The 20,322-nt window shown below is 68.9% G+C and carries 22 protein-coding genes; 15 read left to right on the top strand and 7 right to left on the bottom strand.

The window, feature by feature from the left end; genetic code table 11:
• Positions 1-64 precede the first annotated feature (64 nt).
• From VC184_RS09830 to VC184_RS09805, 6 genes are all read left to right on the top strand, one after another.
• Positions 65-1,288 (top strand): extracellular solute-binding protein, encoded by a 1,224-nt coding sequence (locus VC184_RS09830; RefSeq protein ID WP_323985978.1) that lies wholly within the window; start codon positions 65-67, stop codon positions 1,286-1,288.
• 88 nt (positions 1,289-1,376) lie between these two features.
• A complete protein-coding gene (locus tag VC184_RS09825) occupies positions 1,377-2,732 on the top strand; it encodes a carbohydrate ABC transporter permease (RefSeq protein ID WP_323985976.1) in 1,356 nt (451 codons plus the stop codon).
• The gene (locus VC184_RS09820; RefSeq protein WP_323985975.1) at positions 2,732-3,574 is read left to right on the top strand and encodes a sugar ABC transporter permease; all 843 of its coding nucleotides are present in this window, start codon (positions 2,732-2,734) and stop codon (positions 3,572-3,574) included. Before VC184_RS09825 ends, VC184_RS09820 begins: the two co-directional genes overlap by 1 nt.
• On the top strand, positions 3,571-4,884 hold the full coding sequence (locus tag VC184_RS09815; protein ID WP_323985973.1) for a cellulase-like family protein: 1,314 nt from the start codon (positions 3,571-3,573) through the stop codon (positions 4,882-4,884). The genes VC184_RS09820 and VC184_RS09815 overlap by 4 nt, the downstream gene beginning before the upstream one ends.
• 143 nt (positions 4,885-5,027) lie before the next feature.
• Positions 5,028-5,363 (top strand): hypothetical protein, encoded by a 336-nt coding sequence (locus VC184_RS09810; RefSeq protein WP_274178593.1) that lies wholly within the window; start codon positions 5,028-5,030, stop codon positions 5,361-5,363.
• A 23-nt stretch (positions 5,364-5,386) separates the two neighbouring features.
• Positions 5,387-5,854, top strand: a complete 468-nt coding sequence (locus VC184_RS09805) for a DUF805 domain-containing protein (protein WP_323985971.1) — start codon at positions 5,387-5,389, stop codon at positions 5,852-5,854.
• Here VC184_RS09805 and VC184_RS09800 read toward each other — a convergent pair.
• On the bottom strand, positions 5,835-6,224 hold the full coding sequence (locus tag VC184_RS09800) for a hypothetical protein (RefSeq protein ID WP_274178592.1): 390 nt from the start codon (positions 6,222-6,224) through the stop codon (positions 5,835-5,837). The genes VC184_RS09805 and VC184_RS09800 overlap by 20 nt on opposite strands.
• Before the next feature lie 167 nt (positions 6,225-6,391).
• Between VC184_RS09800 and VC184_RS09795 the strand changes: the two genes are divergently transcribed.
• Positions 6,392-6,988: a VanZ family protein gene (locus VC184_RS09795; RefSeq protein WP_323985969.1), complete on the top strand. Its 597-nt coding sequence runs from the start codon at positions 6,392-6,394 to the stop codon at positions 6,986-6,988.
• 4 nt (positions 6,989-6,992) lie between these two features.
• Here the strand turns inward: VC184_RS09795 and VC184_RS09790 are convergent, their stop codons facing one another.
• The 3 genes from VC184_RS09790 to VC184_RS09780 all read right to left on the bottom strand — a co-directional run bounded on the left by VC184_RS09790 (position 6,993) and on the right by VC184_RS09780 (position 10,206).
• Positions 6,993-7,346: a helix-turn-helix domain-containing protein gene (locus VC184_RS09790; RefSeq protein ID WP_282501102.1), complete on the bottom strand. Its 354-nt coding sequence runs from the start codon at positions 7,344-7,346 to the stop codon at positions 6,993-6,995.
• Positions 7,343-7,870: a MarR family winged helix-turn-helix transcriptional regulator gene (locus VC184_RS09785; RefSeq protein ID WP_282501101.1), complete on the bottom strand. Its 528-nt coding sequence runs from the start codon at positions 7,868-7,870 to the stop codon at positions 7,343-7,345. Before VC184_RS09785 ends, VC184_RS09790 begins: the two co-directional genes overlap by 4 nt.
• A gap of 149 nt (positions 7,871-8,019) precedes the next feature.
• Positions 8,020-10,206 carry an MMPL family transporter gene (locus VC184_RS09780; protein WP_323985967.1) on the bottom strand — a complete coding sequence of 729 codons (2,187 nt, stop codon included), beginning with the start codon at positions 10,204-10,206 and terminating at the stop codon, positions 8,020-8,022.
• A gap of 35 nt (positions 10,207-10,241) precedes the next feature.
• Here VC184_RS09780 and VC184_RS16355 point away from each other — a divergent pair, with 35 nt between their 5' ends.
• Genes VC184_RS16355 through VC184_RS09755 form a run of 5 tightly spaced genes read left to right on the top strand, consistent with a single transcriptional unit; the run spans position 10,242 to position 13,284 of the window.
• Positions 10,242-10,814, top strand: a complete 573-nt coding sequence (locus VC184_RS16355) for a 3,4-dihydroxy-2-butanone-4-phosphate synthase (RefSeq protein WP_407667098.1) — start codon at positions 10,242-10,244, stop codon at positions 10,812-10,814.
• Entirely contained in the window at positions 10,696-11,070 is a 375-nt protein-coding gene (locus tag VC184_RS09770; RefSeq protein WP_323985965.1) for a 3,4-dihydroxy-2-butanone-4-phosphate synthase, read from the top strand. The genes VC184_RS16355 and VC184_RS09770 overlap by 119 nt, the downstream gene beginning before the upstream one ends.
• Positions 11,070-12,293, top strand: a complete 1,224-nt coding sequence (locus VC184_RS09765) for a lysophospholipid acyltransferase family protein (RefSeq protein ID WP_323985963.1) — start codon at positions 11,070-11,072, stop codon at positions 12,291-12,293. Before VC184_RS09770 ends, VC184_RS09765 begins: the two co-directional genes overlap by 1 nt.
• Positions 12,290-12,844, top strand: coding sequence for a hypothetical protein (locus tag VC184_RS09760; RefSeq protein ID WP_323985962.1), 555 nt, complete (start codon positions 12,290-12,292; stop codon positions 12,842-12,844). Before VC184_RS09765 ends, VC184_RS09760 begins: the two co-directional genes overlap by 4 nt.
• Positions 12,841-13,284 carry an SRPBCC family protein gene (locus VC184_RS09755; protein ID WP_282501096.1) on the top strand — a complete coding sequence of 148 codons (444 nt, stop codon included), beginning with the start codon at positions 12,841-12,843 and terminating at the stop codon, positions 13,282-13,284. Before VC184_RS09760 ends, VC184_RS09755 begins: the two co-directional genes overlap by 4 nt.
• Here the strand turns inward: VC184_RS09755 and VC184_RS09750 are convergent.
• Entirely contained in the window at positions 13,268-15,253 is a 1,986-nt protein-coding gene (locus VC184_RS09750) for an ABC1 kinase family protein (protein ID WP_323985960.1), read from the bottom strand. The two genes, VC184_RS09755 and VC184_RS09750, sit on opposite strands and share 17 nt — an antisense overlap.
• Before the next feature lie 103 nt (positions 15,254-15,356).
• Here VC184_RS09750 and VC184_RS09745 point away from each other — a divergent pair, with 103 nt between their 5' ends.
• The 3 genes from VC184_RS09745 (at position 15,357) to VC184_RS09735 (ending at position 18,446) form a co-directional block, all read left to right on the top strand.
• Positions 15,357-17,183: a DEAD/DEAH box helicase gene (locus VC184_RS09745; protein ID WP_274178589.1), complete on the top strand. Its 1,827-nt coding sequence runs from the start codon at positions 15,357-15,359 to the stop codon at positions 17,181-17,183.
• 136 nt (positions 17,184-17,319) lie between these two features.
• On the top strand, positions 17,320-17,454 hold the full coding sequence (locus VC184_RS09740; protein ID WP_269268695.1) for a hypothetical protein: 135 nt from the start codon (positions 17,320-17,322) through the stop codon (positions 17,452-17,454).
• An 89-nt stretch (positions 17,455-17,543) separates the two neighbouring features.
• Positions 17,544-18,446, top strand: a complete 903-nt coding sequence (locus VC184_RS09735; RefSeq protein ID WP_274178588.1) for an SDR family NAD(P)-dependent oxidoreductase — start codon at positions 17,544-17,546, stop codon at positions 18,444-18,446.
• A 13-nt stretch (positions 18,447-18,459) separates the two neighbouring features.
• Here VC184_RS09735 and VC184_RS09730 read toward each other — a convergent pair whose 3' ends face one another.
• Together VC184_RS09730 and VC184_RS09725 are read right to left on the bottom strand one after the other, a co-directional pair.
• A complete protein-coding gene (locus VC184_RS09730) occupies positions 18,460-19,050 on the bottom strand; it encodes a hypothetical protein (RefSeq protein WP_274178587.1) in 591 nt (196 codons plus the stop codon).
• A gap of 3 nt (positions 19,051-19,053) precedes the next feature.
• A complete protein-coding gene (locus tag VC184_RS09725; protein ID WP_274178586.1) occupies positions 19,054-20,202 on the bottom strand; it encodes a zinc-dependent alcohol dehydrogenase in 1,149 nt (382 codons plus the stop codon).
• Between the last annotated feature and the right edge of the window lie 120 nt (positions 20,203-20,322).

Genomic DNA, 20,322 nt, shown 5'->3' with positions numbered 1-20,322 from the left:
CCCGATCATCCGGCGCGCCCTGCACCGAGCCGCCGGACCTCACGAGGAACAAAGGAGAACCATCGTGAAGAACCCTGTGAACAAGCCCGTGGTGGCCGCCGCGGTCATGGCCGTCTCGGCGCTCGCCCTCGCCGGATGCTCCGGCGACAACGGCTCGGGCTCCGCGGGCGGCGAGGGCGACGCGGTCACTCTCGTGGTCTGGGAGTCACTCGAGGGTCGTTCGGACTTCATCAAGCAGGCCGGCGAGGCCTACACGGAGCAGAACCCGAACGTCACCATCGAGTACAAGAACGTCGAACTCGGCGATGCCCCCGCCCAGATCGCCCTCGATGGCCCGGCCGGCGTCGGACCCGACGTGTTCGCAGCGCCGAGCAACGCCACCGGTGAGCTCGTCGCCGGTGGCCACATCCTCGCCGTCGCCGGCGCCGATGAGCTCAGGGACGAGCTGCTGGAGGGGGCCGTGCAGAACGTCACCTATGAGGACGAGATGTGGGGCGTGCCGGTCACGATCGACACCTACTCGCTGTTCTACAACAAGGAGTACGTCGCCGACCCGCCGAAGACCTGGGCCGACGTCGTCGCTTTCTCGAAGCAGTTCGCCGCCGAGAACCCCGGCAAGTACGGCTTCGCGATGAACCCGGGCGTCGTGTACTACGCGGGCTCGTTCCTCTTCGACAAGCCCGACAACCTGCCCTTCGGCGAGAACGTCGACGATCCCAGCCAGCCCAACACCGACACGGCGGCGACCGCCGAGGGCGCAGCCGAGCTCGTGAAGCTCCGCGAGGTCCTCGACGTCGCCGCCGATGACCTGGATGACGCGACGGTCGACACCCTGTTCGAGAGCGGCCAGTCGGCGATGACCCTCACCGGCTCCTGGAACATCCCCGTCTTCGACGACGCGGGCCTCGACTACGCGGTGACCACGATGCCGGCGGCATCCGGTTCGGACGAGCCGTCGGGGTCGTTCTCGAACTCGCGCACGATGTACGTCTCGGCGTACTCCGAGCACACCGAGGCAGCGCAGGATTTCGCCGCCTTCCTCGCGAGCCCGGAGATGCTCCAGCTCGCCTACGACCTGACCGGATCGGTGCCGTCCGCCGACATCCCCGTCGACAACGAGGCCACCCTCGGCCTGATCGAGCAGGGTAACTACGCCTTCCCGAGCCCGTCCATCCCCGAGGCCGCCCAGTTCTGGCTCGCGATGGACTCGGCCGTGAAGAACATCTGGAACGGTGCCGACATCGACACCGAACTCGCCACGGCCACCTCGGTCATCGAAGGTCAGTGACGCCTCGTCACCGTCCACGCAGCGGCGCTCCCGCCCTTCGCTCCGGCGAAGCCGCGGGAGCGTCGCCGCCCGGAGAAGGGTTCACGACATGTCGCTTCTGACGCGACGACCGGCTGACGAGGCGACGCGCCCCGAGACCCCGGACGCCTCGGCCTCCGACGCCCGTCGCGTGCGCCTGCTCGCGCTCGCGTTCATGGGCCTCGCCCACATGACCGTGCTGAAACAGCGCTACAAGGGCGCTGCATTCGCAGCGGTCGAGGTGCTGTTCCTCGTCGCCGTGCCGTTCCTCATCGGCAACGTGGTCGGCATGATCACCCTCGGCACACCGCAGCCCGAGCTGCCGGTGCGCGAACGGGACAACTCGCTGTTCATGCTCATCGACGGTGTGCTCGCGTCCGCCGTGATTGCGGTGTTCCTCGCCGTGTACGCGATCTCGGTGCGCAGCGCGATGCTCGATCACCGCCTCGGCGTAAACCGGGAGAAGACCTCGGCGCGCCGCCAGCTCTCGGCCATCACCACGCGCGCCTTCCCCGTGCTCGGCCTCGCGCCGATGGTCGTGCTGATCCTCTTCTTCGTGCTCGTGCCTCTGGTGTTCTCAGCGCTCGTCGCCTTCACCAACTACTCGTCGCCGAACAACATCCCCCCGGCCAACACCGTCGACTGGGTCGGCTTCGACAACTTCGCCGCGATGTTCGGAGGTGACCAGCTGTGGGCGGGCGCGCTCGTGCGCGTCTTCATCTGGACGCTCGTGTGGGCGCTGCTCGCCGTGGCCACGTGCTTCTTCGGCGGCATGATCCTCGCCGTCATCCTCAACGAGTCGAACTTCCGCATCAAGCCGATCTTCCAGGCGATCTTCATCCTCCCGTACGCCATCCCGGCGGTCGTCTCACTGCTCGTCTGGCGCAACATGCTCAACGGGGCGTTCGGTTCGGTGAACAAGCTTCTGCTCGACCTCGGCATCATCGACACCGCCATCCCGTGGCTCACCGAGCCGACCCTCGCTCGATTCACCGTCGTGCTGATCAACCTCTGGTGCGGGTTCCCGTACTTCATGCTGCTGACGATGAGCGCGATGACGGCCATCCCGCAGGATGTGCGTGAAGCCGCCGCGCTCGACGGCGCGACCGGCATCCAGCGATTCCGCTTCATCACGTTCCCGCTCGTCCTCTTCCAGACGGCGCCGCTGCTGATCATGTCGTTCGCGGCGAACTTCAACAATTTCGGCGCGATCTACTTCCTCACCAACGGCGGGCCCAACGAGGCGGATACGACACGCACGGGCGCAGGCTCGACCGACATCCTCGTCAGCTGGATCTACAAGATCACGATCGAACTGCTCCAGTACAACTACGGCGCGGTGATCGCGGTCGTCATCTTCCTGGTGCTCGCTCCGTTCGCGATCCTGCAGTTCCGCCGCACCAAGGCCTTCAAGGGAGAACTGTGATGCGCATCGATAAAGTCCGCGCCGCGGTCTGGACGACCGTCGTCATCATCGGCTGCGTGATGCTGTCGATCGTGGTCATCTGGCCCATTCTGTTCACCCTCAGCTCCGCCGTCTCGCCGGGCCGGTCGGCGGCGTCGCTATCGCCCATTCCGTTCGCCAACGGGTTCACGCTCGACAACTTCTCGAAGCTGTTCACGCAGACCCTCTACCCGCAGTGGTTCCTGAACTCGTTCATCATCGCCGCGTGCACCTGTCTCGGAACGCTCGTGATCGCCTCGCTCTCGGCGTACGTGTTCTCGCGCTTCTCGTTCACCTTCAAGGGATCACTCCTCACGAGCATGATCGTGCTGCAGATCTTCCCGTCGTTCGTCGGGATGATCGCGGTCTACGTGATCCTCATGCGCATCGGCGCCCTCGACACGCTCTGGGGGCTGGTGCTGGTCTACCTCGCGGGCAACCTGCCGTACAGCATCTGGCTCGTCAAGAGCTATCTCGACACGATCCCGCATGGACTCGACGAGGCGGCCCGCCTCGTCGGCGCCTCGCACCTGCGCACCTTCGCGACGATCATCATGCCCATCGCCAAGCCGATCCTGATCTTCCTCGCCGTGACCACGTTCGCGGCACCCTGGATGGACTTCATCTTCCCGAAGCTCGTCCTGCGCAGCCCCGAGATGCAGACCCTCGCCCTCGGCCTCGTGAGCTTCGTCTCGCAGAAGAACAGCGATTTCACCGCGTTCGCGGCGGGCGCGATCATCGTGGCGATCCCGTTCATGATCTTCTTCCTCGTCACCCAGAAATCCCTCATCACCTCGCTGTCGACCGGAGCCCTCAAAGAATGACGACGCCCGCGCCCTACGTCCCTGTGCCGATCCCCGCCCATCTGCCCGAGAAACTGACGATCACGCTGTGGGACTTCTCGTGGTACGTCCGAACCGGCGCGGGGGAGCCGTTCGAAGACCTGGATGCGGCCGCAGCCGACGCCGTCGCCCGCGGCTACAACACGGTGCGCATCTGCGCGATGCCGTTCCTGCTCTTCGGAACCGACATCGACACGTCCGACCTCGAGCTCGACCGGCTCGGCGGAGACTACGCGCAGAACGTCCGCTGGTACGACGTCGCCTCGCCCACCCGCATCGACGCCCGGGCACACCTCCTCGAGCTGTTCCGGGTTCTGAAGCGGCACGACATGTTCGTGATCCTCTCGTCGTGGGAGTATCAGCAGTCATCCGTCTTCGCCACCCACCCGGCCTGGTGGGAGGCGCTCATCGCGGTTGCGCCCGAGGACCGACCGCTCCGCCTGGCCGAGAGCCTCGCCGACCTCGTCTCCTTCGTCGCGGCCGAGGGACTCGACGATCGCATCGCGTTCACCGAGCTGCACAACGAGGTCCAGGCGGGCTATCTCGGCGAGGGCCTGCCGGATGCCGCGACCGAGCCCGACGCCGCGATCGCGGCGCTGACGCCTCGCCTCGACCGCGGGCTCGCCGCCTTCCACGCTCGCCACCCCGCGCACCCGGTCACCGTCAACTACGCCGGCGTCCCCGTCGCGGCGATGCGGACGCTTCCGCGGGAGATGGACGTCCTCGTCACCCACCCCTACGTTTACGGCGTCCTCGACGAGATCACCGCCGCATTCGACCTGCGGGGGAGCCTCGCCGACTTCCCCGTCGAGGCGGTTCGGGCGGCAGGCCTGCTGCGCGCGGACGCCCCGGAGCCGACGAGCTGGGTGCTGCCCGACGAGGTGGCGTGGAAGATGCAGGCGACCATCGTCGGCAAACCTGAGATCTACCTCATGGACTGGGTGGACGCCGCGGCCTTCGACCGCTTCCTCTACGAGCGCTACCAGGTCCACCACCACGAGATGGTGCTGAAGCTCAGTCTCTGGCTCGACGTCGCCGCCGACCGTGCCGCCGAGCGCGGCATCCCCACCGTCTTCGGCGAAGGCTGGGTCGGTTACACGCCGTTGCACGGCGCCTTCGAGGAGGGGCCGATCGGCGCGCAGTTCTGCCGCCTCGCGATGGCGGAGTCGGCTCGGATCGGCGCGTGGGGAACCATCGTGTGCTCGAACGCGGCGCCGCATCATCCGATGTGGCGTGACGTCGCGCTGCAGCGCGAGTGCAACGAGGGGTTCCTCGCCTCAGCGGGCGTGTGAGGAATCGGCTCGCGTCGCCGATCGCTCACCGCATCCGGCCGCGTAGCAGTGTTTCCGAGCGTGCAAGACGGCGGCATCCCGAGTGTTACTCTCTGCCTGAACGAGCCACCACACCCCGGCTCCCCGGTCAGGAAGAGCGCCGTATGACCTCTCGCAGCAGGGAGACCCTGGAAGGGTGGATCGCCGAGTTCCACGAGCGGCACGGCGAGGGCGACCTCATCAAGGTGGCGCTCCAGGACAGCTCGGACGGCGAGGACGGCGGCCTGATCGTCGTACCGCTGCGCAACGCATCGACAACGGTCTACACGCGCCCGCCGACGACGGATGACCCCCGCTGGCGCGTGGTCTTCGAGCCGCAGCCCGATGAGATCGCGCTGTCGCACGAGCAGGTCTCGGCGCTCACGGCGGAGCTCGATACGGCAGCCGCGCTGTGCGCCTTCCTCGAGTCGAAGGATGCCGCAGGCCCGAAGGTCCCCTGAGGAGCGCCGTCTAGGCTCGGGGAATGACGAGCGACGCGACACCCCGGCCGAACCGTCTCATCGAACCCCCGCTGGCCCAGCCCTGGATCGGCGCGCCGCCGCTCGCGGCCCTGCGGCGATGGTTGCAGAACTACGCGACCTTTCGCGGACGCGCGAGCCGGTCGGAGTTCTGGTGGCCGATGCTCGTGATCGTCCTGTTTCCCGTCGCCGTGCAGGTCGTCAACGGTGTCACCGCAGGCGACTGGCGGCCGATCGACACACGCGTGGTCCAAGACGTCCCCGACGTGATCGTGCTCGTCTTCTCGCTGGCGACTCTGCTGCCGATGCTCGCCGTCACCTGGCGTCGCCTGCACGACACGAACCGCAGCGGCGTGTGGTTCTTCTTGATCGTCTTGCCGCTGATCGGCTGGATCGCCCTCGCGATCATGCTCTCGATGCGCGGCGAGCGCGGGGGAGCGCGGTTCGATCCCGTTACGAGCGGCGGGCGATGAGGAGCGCCACGACGGCGACGACACCGATGACTGCGGCGATGCGCGCGGCCTTGCCGGTGCGGCGTGTGAGCGTCAGCGCGCCGTCGACGACCGTGACGTTCTGATCGATCCGGGCGGTGGCGAAGCCGGCAGCCGCGTCGACGATCTTGTCAGCGACGTCGGGAACGGCATCGGGAAGCGCGTCCTTCGCGGCATCCTGCACCTTGTGGATGGCGCCCTTGCCGGTATCCGCGACACCGTGCACGACCCGCGACGCGGCGCGGGTGACGCCCGTGGTGTTCTCGGACGCCTCCGGGGTCGGGGTCTGAGCGTCGGCATCGTCGACTGCGGCGTCGTCGCCCGTGGCAGGTGAGGTGTTGGCGTCCGTCATGACGGCTCCGTTCGTCGGTGCGAGAGGTCCGGACGAAACTCTCGCACCGACGCCGAAGAATCGAGAGGCCCTAGCCGACGCGGCGGATTTCGCGTATGCCCGCTCCGCTCAGGGCGTGGATGACCTCGACCCGGCCTTCGCCGAACGTTCCGATAGCGTCGACGGTGATGAGCAGTCCCTTCGCCGAAGTACCGGTCCTTCCCGTCGTCATCCCTTTCGGCATCGTGGTCTTCGCCGTGCTCCTGGCCGTGCTGTGGGCTCGGCGCAGCTTCTCGCTGCCTCGTGCGGCCGTGGCCGCGGCGGTCGCCGTCTACGCGGCGGGCATCGTGGGCAACACGATCTTCCCGATCTTCCTCGACAAGCCCGACTCGGGGGTGCCCTGGACGCCGGGCCTGGCGCTGATCCCGTTCGCCGACTACGAGCTCGACGACGCGCTGATGAACATGCTCGTCTTCGTTCCGCTCGGCATCCTGATTCCGCTCATGCTCGCCCGGCCGACGTGGCTGAAGGTCGTCGGCGCGGCGGCGATCACGAGCCTGACCGTGGAGTCGCTGCAGCTCGCTGCGCAGGCGTACTTCGCCGGCGGACACATCGCCGACGTCAACGACTTCCTCTCGAACGTCGCGGGCGGTGCGCTGGGCTACGGTCTGCTGCTCCTGCTCGCGCGCGTTCCCGTGCTGGCGCGCTTGATCGACCGGTTCCGCTGGTACCCCCAGGGGAATGCGGGGGCGCGAGACCGCGAGACGGTCGCCTCCCGCGCCTGAGGGGTCAGCGTCCCTGGCGCTTCTTGTACGGCTTGGGCTGACCCTTCACGATGGGCGCGCGACCCGAGCCCTTCGACGCCTTCGCCTTGCCGCCGCCTGACGCTTTCTGTCGGGGCGCGACCGCCGGGGCCGGAGCCGCGGCGACCTCGGCGCGTGCGTCCGCGAGCAGCAGTGTGCCCGCCGGGGTCAGACGGGGCTTGCCGCCGTCCTTGACGAACAGTGGCTGCCCGACCTCTTCTTCGAGCCGGTCGATCGACGAGTACAGCACGGGAAGCGAGACACCGATCTTCTCGGCAGCGCGCGGGAAATGCAGGGTGTCGGCGACGGCGACGAAGTGGACGAGATCGCGGATCTTCACAGGGCACCGTCGGGCGGGGTGGCGCGATCATCGCCGAAGCGGCGCTCGAGCACCGCGCCGTACTCGCTGCCCGTCAGATAGAGGCGCAGTGCGCGGGTGAGGCCGAGGAGGTCCTCGGGGTCGAGTTGGGCGTGGGCTCCCTCGTCGACGGCGCGGTCGATCTCACGAAGCTGCGGGACCAGCGCCTTTCCCGCCGCGGTCAGCTGCAGCGCCACCGCGCGGCGGTCGGCCGGATGCGTCGCGCGTTCGACGAATCCACGACGCACAAGCGTGTCGACGATGCGACTGGGGCTGCCCGTTTCGCAGACGATGAGGCCGCCGAGCTCCTTGAGAGAGATCGGCCCGTAGGAGTCGAGGACGAGCACGATCTCGAATTGCGACGACGTCAGTCCGAGGGGCGCGAGCTGCCGGCTGAGAGCGCGATTGCCTTCGCGCTGCGCCGCCAGTACGAGATAACGCAGCTCGAACGGTGCCAGTCCCGATTCGCGCGGGTCGGTCGTCGGCGAGGTGGCCGTGTCGGTCATTGCGGGTTCCAGCTGTTCGGGGGCGGTGGGGTGGAGGGTCCCGCCCCATTGTGTCAGGAAGTCCGCCCGGGGGGCGGGGGGGGCGCCGCCGGCGGCCCCCGGGGGCGGCGGGGGGCGGGGGGGGGCCCCCCGCCCCCCTCGACCGCGGGTCAGGTGAGCGCGGGGACCGGCGCGGGGATGCCGGTGTCGGCGGCCGTCGACGGTGCGGACGGCTCCGTGCGGCGACCGAACGAGCGTGGCCCGAGGGCTCGCAGGATGCTCGGCATCACCAGCATCCGGATGACCACGGCGTCCAGCGCGACCGCGATCGCCAGGCCGATGCCGATCTCGCGGACGATGCTTATCTGAGCCGTCGTGAACGACAGGAACACCGCGATCATGATCAGAGCGGCGCTGTTGATCATCGTCCGCGTTCGGGCAGCGCCCTGCAGCACCGACTGCTCGAAGGGCATGCCCGCCCGGTAAAGCTCCCGCATGCGCGACATGATGATGACCATGTAGTCCATGCTCAGCCCGAACATCACGGCGAAAAGCAGAACCGGTGTCACCGAGTTGAGCGGATCGTCGCTCATCCACCCCTGCAACAGGGTCAACACGCCCAGGCTCGCGCCGACGACGAGGAGGTTGAAGACGAGCGCGAGCGCCGGCAGGATCACCGATCGCCACGCGAAGGCGAGCATCAGGAACGTCAACGTGAGGACGATCGCGGCGATGAGCGGGATGCTCTGGATGATCGTCTCGTCGAAGTCGAGTCCCTGCGCGGTCGCGCCGGTGACCGCGACGTCCGCGCCGTGGGGGAGACGATCCACGAGGCCCGTGCGGATGTCGCTGACGAGGGCGTGAGCACTGACGGAGTCGGGCCCCTCGGCGGTCGTCGCCAGCAGGCGCACCGTGATGCCCGCATCGTCCGCGTGCCACAAGCGCTGCAGCGGCGGGGGAGTCTCTCCCGCTTCGAGTGCGATCGCCGCAGAACCGCCGAGCGGCGCGAGCGACGCTGCGTCGAGAACGGTGTCGGCGCCGGAGAGATCGGCGATCCACGCGCTCGCCGTGGCTGTCGCCTCGAGCGCATCGACCGGCTGGGTGCCCTCGGGGAAGGTCACGATGACGTCGACGGGGAACAGTCCTTCCTGCCCGACGTTCCGCTCGAGCAGTTCGAGGCCCTGCCGGGCGGGGTCGTCTGCAGGCAGCACCGTCGCGCTCGCGACGGGGGATTGCAGCGACAACCCGAGAACCGGGATCGCCGCGAGAGCGAGCGCAGCGACGCCGGCGGCGCCGACGAGACCGGGGCGGCGGATGCGCGATCGCACGACGTGCTGACCGGTGCCGGCGGGTCGCCGTCGCCGGCCGAACGGGATGCGGCCGGCGTCGATACGCGTACCGAGCAAGGCGAGCCCCGCCGGCAGGACGAACATGGTGACTCCGAGGGCGACGAGCGAGACCGCGACGCCGCCGAGGGCGATGCTCGTGAGAGCCATCACCTGCGGCACGAAGAGGGCTGAGAGGGCCAGGGCGACGGCGATACCGCTGAAGAGCACCGAATGGCCGGCGGTCGCCATGGTCACGGTGATCGCCTCAGGCGTGCTGCGCCCCGCCGCGAGCTCCTCTCGGAAGCGTTTGATGATGAACAGCGAGTAGTCGACGGCGACGGCGAGGCCGATCATCGACACGATGTTGGAGTAGAGATTCGAGATCTCCGTGACGCCCGTGGCGAGCGTTCCGAATCCGAGCGAGATCATCAGCGCTGAGCCGGCGACCAGGAGAGGGAGAAAGGTCGCCATGATCGAGCCGAAGACGAACAGGAGGACCACGATCAGCACGGGGAACACGATGATCTCCGCACGCAGGGCGTCCGCCTTGGAATGATCATTCAACTGGTAGTCGAGTGCCGGCTGCCCCGTGACGAAGGCCTCGCCCGGTATGCCGGCGTCGTCGAGGGCGGCCTGCAGTCTCGGCACGATGTTCTGCACCGCTGTACTGCCCTCGGTGAAACCCGCGATGATCGCCATGGTGCGGCCATCCTCGGACACGAGTCCGGGCTGATCGAACGCGGTGGTAATGGTCTCTGCGCCAGCGTCGGTCGCCAGATCGATCGCGTGCTCCACGTCGCTTGGCGTGAGGGGAACGTCGGCGTCGAGAACGACGACCAGCTGATTCGGTGCCTCATCGAACGTCTCCTCGACCGTCTCCTGGGCCAGCAGCGCCTCGGCTCGCGGGTTGGTGAACCCGCCGCCGCTCAGCACACCGTCCAGGCGGAGAGCAAGCAGAGCGCCCACCAGGAACAGCAGTGCCCAGGCGATGAGGACGGTCCGTGGCCGTCGGATCGCGAGGGTGGTCATGGCCTTCATGGTGTCTCCGATCTGCGTGGTCGAACATGCATGATGTGTCATGTATACAGCATGTTGCGCCAGATGAAGATCTGATGCACCGGTATCGCGAGCTTGACTCGCGCCCCACTAGCTTCGAGTCACACAACACGCATGCTTGGGCAATATATGCGATGTCATCAATAGGACCGCCCGAGAACGGCGGCCCACGTATGAGGGGGAACACCATGACCATTCAGCTCGACCACATCGCCGCGGACACCGTTATGGATCCCGCTTCGGAAGCCATCGCCGCCATCGCACGCGGCGAGATCGTGGTGATCGTCGACGACGAGGATCGTGAGAACGAGGGGGATCTCGTCGCGGCCGCAGACCATGCCGACGCGGGCGTCATCAACTTCATGATCACGCACGGACGAGGACTGGTGTGCCTCGCGCTCCCGGCCGCTCGCGCCGCGGAGCTCGAGCTTCCCCCCCATGGTTCCGCACAACGAGGACCACATGGGCACAGCCTTCACCGTGTCGATCGACGGAACGCCGGCACGCGGCGTGACGACGGGAATCTCGGCCGGCGAGCGCGCGACGACGATCGGTTTGGCGCTCACCGGCACGGCAAATGACCTGCAGCGTCCAGGGCACATGTTCCCGCTCATCGCGCGTGACGGGGGAGTCCTCACCCGCACCGGTCACACCGGAGCCTCGGTGGACATCGCTCGGCTGGCGGGATGCACGCCGGCGGGTGTCATCGTCGAGATCATCGGCGAGGACGGTGAGATGCTTCGACGCGACGCCCTGCGCCTGTTCGCCGATCGACACGGCCTCGTCATGACGAGCATCGACCTCATCCGCCGCCACATCCTCGACGGAGCACGCTGATGCGCAGCGAGGTGCTCGTGCGTCGGATCTCGCGAGCCATCGTGCGACGGCAGCTGCGCACGCACCTCGCCGGGGTCGAAGGGCTGCACCACTTGCCGACGACCGGATCGTTCGTCCTCGTTCCCAACCACCGCAGCTACTTCGATCACTTCGTCATGGAGCTGCTCGTCGGGGCAGCCGTCGGCAGGCCGGTGTGGTTCCTGACGAAGCAGGAGAGCTTCGAGCGTCCCCTGTCTCGGGTATGGACGAAAGCCTGGTACGGCATCCCGGTGGAGCGAGACCGCCCCTCCCCGGGCACACTCCGTGCCGTCCAAGCCGTTTTCGCCGCCGACGAGGTGCTGTGTGTCTATCCCGAGGGAACGCGGAACGCCACCGACGAGATGCTCCCGTTCCAGGCGGGGGCCTTCCGGTTCGCTTTGACTGCCGGTGTCCCGATCATCCCGGTGGCCCTGACCGGCACCGAGTCTGTGCTACCGAAGGGCAGCCGCCGCTTCCGTCGGGAGGGTCGCGTCCGCGTCGCGTTCGGCGCTCCGATCGTCCCGGATCTGGCAGGGGGCAAGCAGCGCGCGGCGCAACGGTTGGCCACGGAGACGAGGGCCGCCATCACAGCTCTGCTCGCGACCGACTGGCGCGCTGCGGACGGCTCGGCCGCCCCACGTGCTCTTGATGACCTCGTGACCGCGGCGCTCGACCCCGCAGGCAGGCTGGCCGTGGCGGACGAGCGACGTCTGCGCTTCGTGCTGCGGCTGATGTCGTCGTCGCACGCGCGGTCGGCCGACATCGAGGTGCAGCACGCCCGGTTACGCGGCCTGGCGATCCTGCGGCGTCCCGCACCTCTCCGTGCCCTGCCGGCCCTGGTGGTGCGTCGCCGCCTCGAGCGTGTGCTCCGCGCCGACCCCGAGCACTCCCTGGCGAGCTACCGCCTCGCGCGCTGGCACCTGGCGATGCCGGCAGCACTCGGCGGTGACTCCACCTCGGCCGAACAGCTGTTCTCGCGGAGCGCGCAGGCAGCGACGGAGGGCGACACGCGCGCTTTGAGCGGTCTGGTCGAGCTGCAGCTCGGGAGCGGGCGGGTGGATGCCGCGCGCGAGACCTTGCGGCGGATCGCCGACGCTCCCGCGGTGGTGGGGTCGCGGGCGGAAGCTCGGGCGACGCGTGCCCGCCTGCAGCTCGTGACGCTGGCGGACCTCGCCGATCCTTCACCCTCCGGGGTGCTCGCATGACCGCGACCCTGAGAAGCGGATCGATGACGGTGCTGGGCGATGTCGCGGTGGTGTTCGACGACGGCTCCCGTATCCGGTGGGCCCGCACGGGCGGCAACCGATGGACCCTGTCGGAGCACTGGCCGAACGCCGAGGAGGGTGCAGCCATCGAGAGGCACCGTGCGCGAGGAGGTTGTTTGCTTGTCGTCTCGGATGGGAGACCGATCACCGCGGACGCATTCGCGAGCGAGGTGCCGCTGGGGGCGGGGGCGTCCCAAGGTGCCGACGTCGTCGAACTCTCGGTGGACCATTTCGATTGGCTCCCCGAGCTGGTGCGTGCGCGCGGGACGGCCTTCCTTCAGGAACAGGCCGATCGGTGGAACGGGCTGCCCGCTCTGCTCAGACCTGCGGTCGTGCTCGACACCGCCATAGAAGAGCCGTTCACCCCGGGCCAGATCACGTTCGCACTCCTGGCGCCTGGCATCAGCCGCAGTCGCATCGAACGCGAGCTCGTCGACTATCTGGCCTTCGTGCGGGGCGGTGGCGCCGCGGCCGGACGGCGCAGCGCATGAGCTACGGCGGACAGGCGGTCATCGAAGCGTCCGCTGATGCGATCGTCGATGTTCTCACGGACGTGGGCGCGCTCGCCTCGTGGAATCCCGCCTTCGGAACGATAGAGGGGGCGGGGTCGGCCGCCGTCGGTCAGGAGTTCCGCACGCGCGTTCGCGGTCTCGTGCCGGCGTCGATCCGTTTCACGGCGATCTCCGCTGTCGAGGTTCGGTACGAACTGCACGCGCCGGGGGTACGCGAACGCGGCGTCTGGCGTCTCCGGCCGAGTCCGGCCCCCGAGAGCGGGACGATCGTCGGCCACGAGTTCACTCACACCGGGGTCGTTCTCGCCATCATGAGGCGAGCGTTCCAGTCGGTCGCGTCGTGGCGCCTCGCACGTCTGCGTCAGGAGGTGATGCGCCGGCGGGCCCCGCAACCGCGCGGGTTCAGCCGTTCGAGTTGACGCGGCGGACGAGCGCCGAACGCAGCGAACGCAGCAGCAGCAGAAGGCCGCCGAGCCCGACCACACTACCCAGGAACGGGAACACCGACACCGAGTCGGTGAGCAGTGGACCGTGCTGGACGACGCCCATCATGACGCCGACGATGACCAGGGTCGCTCCCACGAGCGTCGTGGTGAGGCGTCCGGTGAGCGACTCGACCCACGAGCGGTCGTCGGGGGACTCCAGAGCGCGGAGTCGTACGGTGAGGCGGCCCGACTCGAGGTCGCTGAGGATGCCGTCCACGCGGCGGGGCAGCTCACGCGCTCGCTCGAGCCCGAGCTGCAGCTGCACCTGAGCGGTCATCGCCGCCGAGCGCGGATCGCCCATGTGCAGGGCGTACTGCGGGGCCCGAGAGAGCGCGCGCTTGATCATGTCGTAGTCGGGATCGAGGCGCCGCAGCGTCCCCTCGATCGCGCCGAGCGTCCGGAATCCCAGCAGCAGACCGGGCGGGAGCGCGAGTCGGTGGCGCCGGAGCACCTCGATCAGCGCGGTGAAGAGATGCTGGTCGGAGGTGGAGTTGTGCAGTCGTGTGAGGATGACGCCGATGTCGTGCTGAAGTGCTCCGACATCGAGCTCGGCGTCGCCGCGCGGCTTCACGAGCATCAGGACGGCATCCGTCGCGCCGGAGTCGTCCTCGTTGTGCAATGCCACGAGCATCGGCAGCAGAAGGCGCCGCATACTGCGCTCGATGATCCCGACCGACCCGAAGTCGATGAGGGCGACGATCCCGTCGGGCTGCAGGATGAGGTTGCCGGGATGCAGGTCGGCGTGGAAGACCCCCCGTAGTGCGATCTGCCCGACGATGACGTCGAGCACGGCGTCGGCGATGCGCGTCGCCTCCGCGGGAGCGACGGCGCCCGGTGCATCGCTGCCGGGCTCGGGCAGCCGGCTGAACGGAATGCCCTGCACGTGCTCCATCACGATCAGCTGCTCGGTGCACAGGTCGGGATAGACGTCCGGGATCCGCACCGCGCGAGCGTCGGCGGCCGTCATCGAGTCGCGCAGCATCTCCATGTTCGAGACCTCGACGCGGTAGTCGAGCTCTTCGCGCAGAGCTGCGGAGAACTGCGCGGCGAGGGCCGAGGCGCCGACATCCTTTGCCCACGTCGTGCGCCGCTCGAGGTCGGCGGCGGCACGCTCGATGATGTCGAGGTCAGTTGCGACCTGGGCGCGCGCCTTCGGTCGCTGGATCTTCACCACGACGGCGCGTCCGTCCTTGAGCCGTGCGCCGTGGACCTGACCGACGGATGCCGCTGCCAGCGGCGTCTCGTCGATGCCGGCGAAGACGAGTTCGATCGGCCGGCCCAGCTGCTTCTCGATCGCGGCCTTGGCCTCCGGCCAGGGGATGGGCGTCGTGTCCATCTGCAGCGAGGCGAGCGCACTCGTGATCTCGGCGGGGAGCAGATCGTTGCGGGTGGACAGGATCTGACCGAGCTTGACGAACGTCACGCCCGCGTCGTCGAGGGTGGCCGCGAGCGCCCGAGGCAGTTCGGCTCGCGCCGACTCGCTGCGCATCCCGCCGAGGCCGTGCCGCGAGGCGATCGCGACGATACGCGCGTACCTCACCGCCCGGCGGCGGCGGTGCAACGCCTCGCGGACGTAGGTGACGGGACCGACCGGCGGCCGCGCCGGCCACATGAGCTCGAGCGTGATGAGGGCGATGAGGACGATCGCGAAGAGCCAGGCCAGCACGAGCAGAACGAAGCCGAAAGCGACGGGCTGATCCGTGAGCAGCCCGCCCTGCTCCTGCAGCACGCCCGCTCCGCGCAGCACCCAGATGCCGAGCGGGCCGAAGACGACGAAGACGATGAGCGAGACGACAGGACCGCGCACCCAGCCGACCCGCGCCTCGAGCGCCCGCTTGGCGAGCCAGGTGGCCGCGATCGAGAAGACCACCGCGGCGATGGTGAAGAGCAACCACTCCGGCATCGATACCCCCTCGAGTCCGTCGACCTGCTTCGAGGCTAGGGCACCGGGCTCCGTCGCGCCGGGCCGATCATGCGATCTCGGCAGAGGCGGACTACCCTGAAGCGTGTCCACTTCTGCTGAACAGTCTGTACCCGAGTCCGTCGACGAGCCGCCCGTCATCACTTTCCGCGACCTCGGGCTGGGAGAGCAGGTGCTCAAGGCGCTCTCCGACGTGGGCTACGAGACCCCGTCGGCGATCCAGGCCGCGACCATCCCGACGCTCCTCGAGGGGCGCGATGTCGTCGGCCTCGCGCAGACCGGTACCGGCAAGACCGCGGCTTTCGCGCTGCCTATCCTCGACCGGCTCGACCTGACTCAGAAGACCCCGCAGGCCCTCGTGCTCGCCCCGACCCGCGAGCTCGCGCTGCAGGTCTGCGAGGCGTTCGAGAAGTACGCGTCGCGCACGAAGGGTGTCCACGTCCTCCCGGTCTACGGCGGTCAGGGCTACGGCGTGCAGCTCTCGGCGCTGCGCCGGGGAGTCCACGTCATCGTCGGAACGCCCGGGCGCATCATGGACCACCTCGACAAGGGCACGCTCGACCTGTCCGAGCTGAAGTACCTCGTGCTCGACGAGGCCGACGAGATGCTCAAGATGGGCTTCGCCGAGGACGTCGAGACGATCCTCGCCGACACCCCGGACACCAAGCAGGTCGCCCTGTTCTCCGCAACGATGCCGGCGGCCATCCGCCGCATGTCGAAGCAGTACCTCAACGACCCCGAGGAGATCACGGTCGCGTCGAAGACGACGACCTCCTCGACGATCACCCAGCGCTACCTGATCGTGTCGTATCAGCAGAAGATCGATGCGCTCACCCGCATCCTCGAGGTCGAGAACTTCGAGGCGATGATCGTCTTCGCCCGCACGAAGAGCGCGACCGAGGAGGTCGCCGAGAAGCTGCGCGCCCGCGGCTACTCTGCCGCCGCCATCAACGGCGACGTGGCTCAGGTGCAGCGCGAGCGCACCGTCAACCAGCTGAAGTCGGGCAAGCTCGACATCCTCGTCGCCACGGATGTCGCTGCCCGCGGCCTCGACGTCGAGCGCATCTCGCACGTGGTCAACTTCGACATCTCGACCGACACCGAGTCGTACGTGCACCGCATCGGCCGCACCGGGCGTGCCGGCCGCACGGGTGACGCGATCAGCTTCGTCACGCCGCGCGAGCGCGGGCTCGTGAACGCGATCGAGCGCGCGACGCGCCAGCCGCTCACGCAGATGCAGCTGCCGAGCGTCGACGAGGTCAACGTCACGCGCTTGTCGCGGTTCGACGACCGCATCACCGCTGCGCTGGAAGACACCGACCGCATCGAGCGGTTCCGCGACATCGTCGCCCACTACGTCCGTCACCACGATGTGCCCGAAGTGGACGTCGCCGCCGCGCTCGCCGTGGTCGCGCAGGGCGAGACCCCGCTGCTGCTCGAGCCCGACCCCGAGCCGCGCGCACGCGCGCCGCGCGAGGACCGTGCCCCGCGCTCGTTCGACCGCGACGACCGCGACGGGCGGCCGGAACGCCGCCCGCGTGCGAGCAACCCGAACATGACGACCTACCGCATCGCGGTGGGCAAGCGCCACCGCGTCGAGCCCCGTCAGATCGTCGGGGCGCTCGCGAATGAGGGCGGTCTCAGCCGCGGCGACTTCGGCGCGATCCAGATCCGTCCCGACTTCTCGCTCGTCGAGCTGCCGTCCGACATGCCCCACTCGACGCTCGACCGCCTGGCCGACACCCGCATCTCGGGCAAGGCGATCGAGATCCGCGTCGACACCGGCGGCCCGAGCCGCAGCTCGCGCGGCCGCTTCGACCGCGACGACCGACCGCGTGACCGCGACCGTGACGGCGACCGCGACGACCGGCCGGCTCGCAAGCCCCGCCACCGCTCGGAGACGCGCGACTGACCGCGGCTTCCGGGAGCGGTGCGGCTCGCACGCATCCGCTCCCGGTGCAACCCCGGTTCGCGGCATCCGATCCGCGTGCAGAGTGGGAGGTGCCTCCGCAGTCGGGGGCGCCACACGAGCCGATCGGAGAAGCCAGATGAGTGCCGACCACCACGGGCGAGACGACGAGCACCAGCACGAGGACAACGAAGCGGCCTCGGCCGGTTCCGAGTCGCCGGAAGAGGGCGCCGAGGCCGAAGAGGCCGCCGAGGACGCGCGTACCGACCGCTGACCAGTGCGCCTACGGCGATGCCCGTAGCGCCTGGGAGCACCGGGCGCAACGGGCATCGCGGTGAGCGCGGTGGCGGCGATGCTTCGAGCATGGCTGCTTCCTCGCGTCTCGCCGACCTGTCCGGGCGTACCGTCGTCGTCGTGGGGGCCTCGACGGGCATCGGGAGAGGTGTCGCCCTGCGCGCGGCGAGCTTCGGAGCGGCCGTCGTCGTGTTCTCCCGGCGACCGGACGCGCTGACGAGCCTCGTCGAGCGCATCCGGGATTCAGGCGGACGAGCTCATGCCGTGGTCGGGGACGTCTCGCGTGCGGGCGACCTCGAGCGCCTCGCCGACGAGGCGGAGACGGTGTTCGGGCGCATAGACGTCTGGGCGCACAACGCCGGCGTCGGCACGATCGGCCTGTTCGGCGACGTCCCGATCGAGGAGCACGTCCGCGTCGTCGAGACGAATCTCATCGGGGCCATGCGCGGAGCGCACGTCGCGCTTCGTCGATTCATCGCGCAGGGATCCGGCGTGCTCGTGAACACGGCCTCGGTCGAGAGCGTCGTGCCCCTGGCCTACCAGGCCTCGTACGCGGCGACCAAGGCCGGGCTGCTCAGCCTCACCCAGACGTTGCAGCAGGAGCTCCGGCTCACGGGAGTCTCAGGCGTCGCGGTGGCTGCCGTGCTGCCGTGGGCCGTGCGGACACCCTTCTGGCGGCACGCGGGCAACCACGCGGGCCGGGCGCTGCGGATGCCGCTCATGGATGAGCCGGAACCGGTCGTCGACGCCATCCTTCGTGCGGGCCTGCACCCGCGGATCGCGCAGCCCGCCGGCTGGAAGGCACGGGCCTCGCTCATCGGTGCGCGGCTGGCGCCACGGGTGACCGCGCGCCTGTCCGCCGACATCGCCGACGCGCGCGTCCGTCGCGCTGCGAAGACGCCGCCGAGCGACGGCGCGCTCTTCGAACCCCTCGCTGATCCGGCGACCGTCGCCGAGACACCGCGGCGCTGACCGCCCGCCCGGGCTAGCTCCGCCGGACTGTGCGACGCACGAGGCGGAACACGCCCCACACGGCGAGCACCCATGGGCCCGCGACGAGAACGGGGTCGAGCCAGGTGTGGCGCTGATCGACGCGGCCGCGTCCGAACCGCGACCGGATCGGATGCCGCCGGGCCTCGCTCAGAACACCGGTCTCGGTGATCGGGTTATCGGGCCGCGTGGTCGCGAACGAACGCAGATGCGCACCGATCGCCTCGACGCGATCGCCGGCGATGAGGAGCAGCCAGTGCGCGGCGCGCCCCTCGCTGAACCGGTCGTATCCGAGCCTGCGGATACGACCGGACAGTCCGTGAAGCGGCTGCGCCGTGCCGTAGACGGGGGTGAGGAAGGCGTGCTCGATCGAGCGCTCGCGGCGCGGGTCGAGGCCCTGGCGCGGCGGCATCCCGCGCTCGGCGGCGGCCTCGTCGATCTTCTCGACGGTACCGGAGGGACGGTCGGCGGGATCGAGGTCGACGCCCCATCCCGGTATGCGCGCGCGCAGTGCCGCGCGGTCGGGCGCCGGCCGGGGCACGCTCGCGGTGTACGGCGTCGGCACGTCAGAGCGGTTCGAGGTCATGGGTCAGCCTTCCGAGGGGACGACGACCGTCTTCACGCAGTCATCGAGCTTGGACGAGAACATGTGGTAACCCTCGGCGATGTGGTCGAGAGGGATGCGGTGGGTGATCATGTCGCTCGGCGAGATGTACCCCGCACGGATGTGCTCGAACAGGCGCGGCCACTGCCGTTTGACCGGTGCCTGGTTCATCCGCAGCGTGAGTCCCTTGTTGAGGGCGTCGCCGAACTTCACCGCGCTGAACAACGGACCGTACGCACCGATCACCGAGACCGATCCGCCTTTCCGTGCCCCGTCGATGGCCCAGTTCAGGGCGACGGGCGAGCCGCCTTGCAGCTTGAGCTTGGCAGAGGTGACGTGCTGGGTGACGTTGCCGTCCGCCTCGGCACCCACGGCATCGATGACGACGTCGGCGCCGAGGTAGTCGGTCATCCGTTTCATCTCCACGACGACGTCGCTGTGTTCGGAGATGTTCACCGTCTCGGCATGGGCGAACTCGCGCGCCTTCGTCAGGCGGTAGTCGAGGTGGTCGAACGAGATGACCCGCCCCGCACCCATGAGCCAGGCCGACTGCGCCGCCGCGAGACCCACCGGCCCGGCACCGAGCACCATGACGGTGTCGCCCTCGACGATGCTCCCCAGCTGGGCGCCGAAGTAACCCGTCGAATAGGCGTCCGTGAGCATGAGCGCGTCCTCGTCCGACATCCAATCCGGGATGACGGTGGGTCCGACATCCGCGAAGGGAACACGCACGCGCTCGGCCTGACCGCCGTCGTATCCGCCCGCCGTGTGTGAATAGCCGTAGATGCCCCCGACCGCGGTCGCGTTGGCGTTGACGTTGTGGCAGTTCGAGAACAGCCCGCGTGCGCAGAAGTAGCACGATCCGCAGTAGATGTTGAACGGCACCATGACCCGGTCGCCGACGGCGAGGTTCGTCACCGCACCGCCCAGCTGTTCGACCACGCCGATGAACTCGTGGCCGAAGGTGTGACCGATCCGGGTGTCGGGCATCATGCCGTGATAGAGGTGCAGGTCCGAGCCGCAGATGGCCGCGAGCGTCACCCGCACGATCGCGTCATGGGGGTGTTCGATGCGCGGATCGGGCTTCTCTTCCACACGGACCTTGTACGGTCCGCGGTAGGTCATGGCTTTCATCGATCGCCTCTCTGCCGGGGTTCGTGCGGACACGGTGCCGCCACGATGCGACCGCACCCCGGCCACGGCCCACGGGCTGGACGAGCCGACGACTGCGCGCTATCGTCCGCGCGCGTCGCG

Origin of the sequence: Microbacterium plantarum, from assembly GCF_035231185.1 — a bacterium.
GTDB lineage: Bacteria > Actinomycetota > Actinomycetes > Actinomycetales > Microbacteriaceae > Microbacterium > Microbacterium plantarum.
This window is presented reverse-complemented; position numbering and strand designations above follow the sequence as displayed.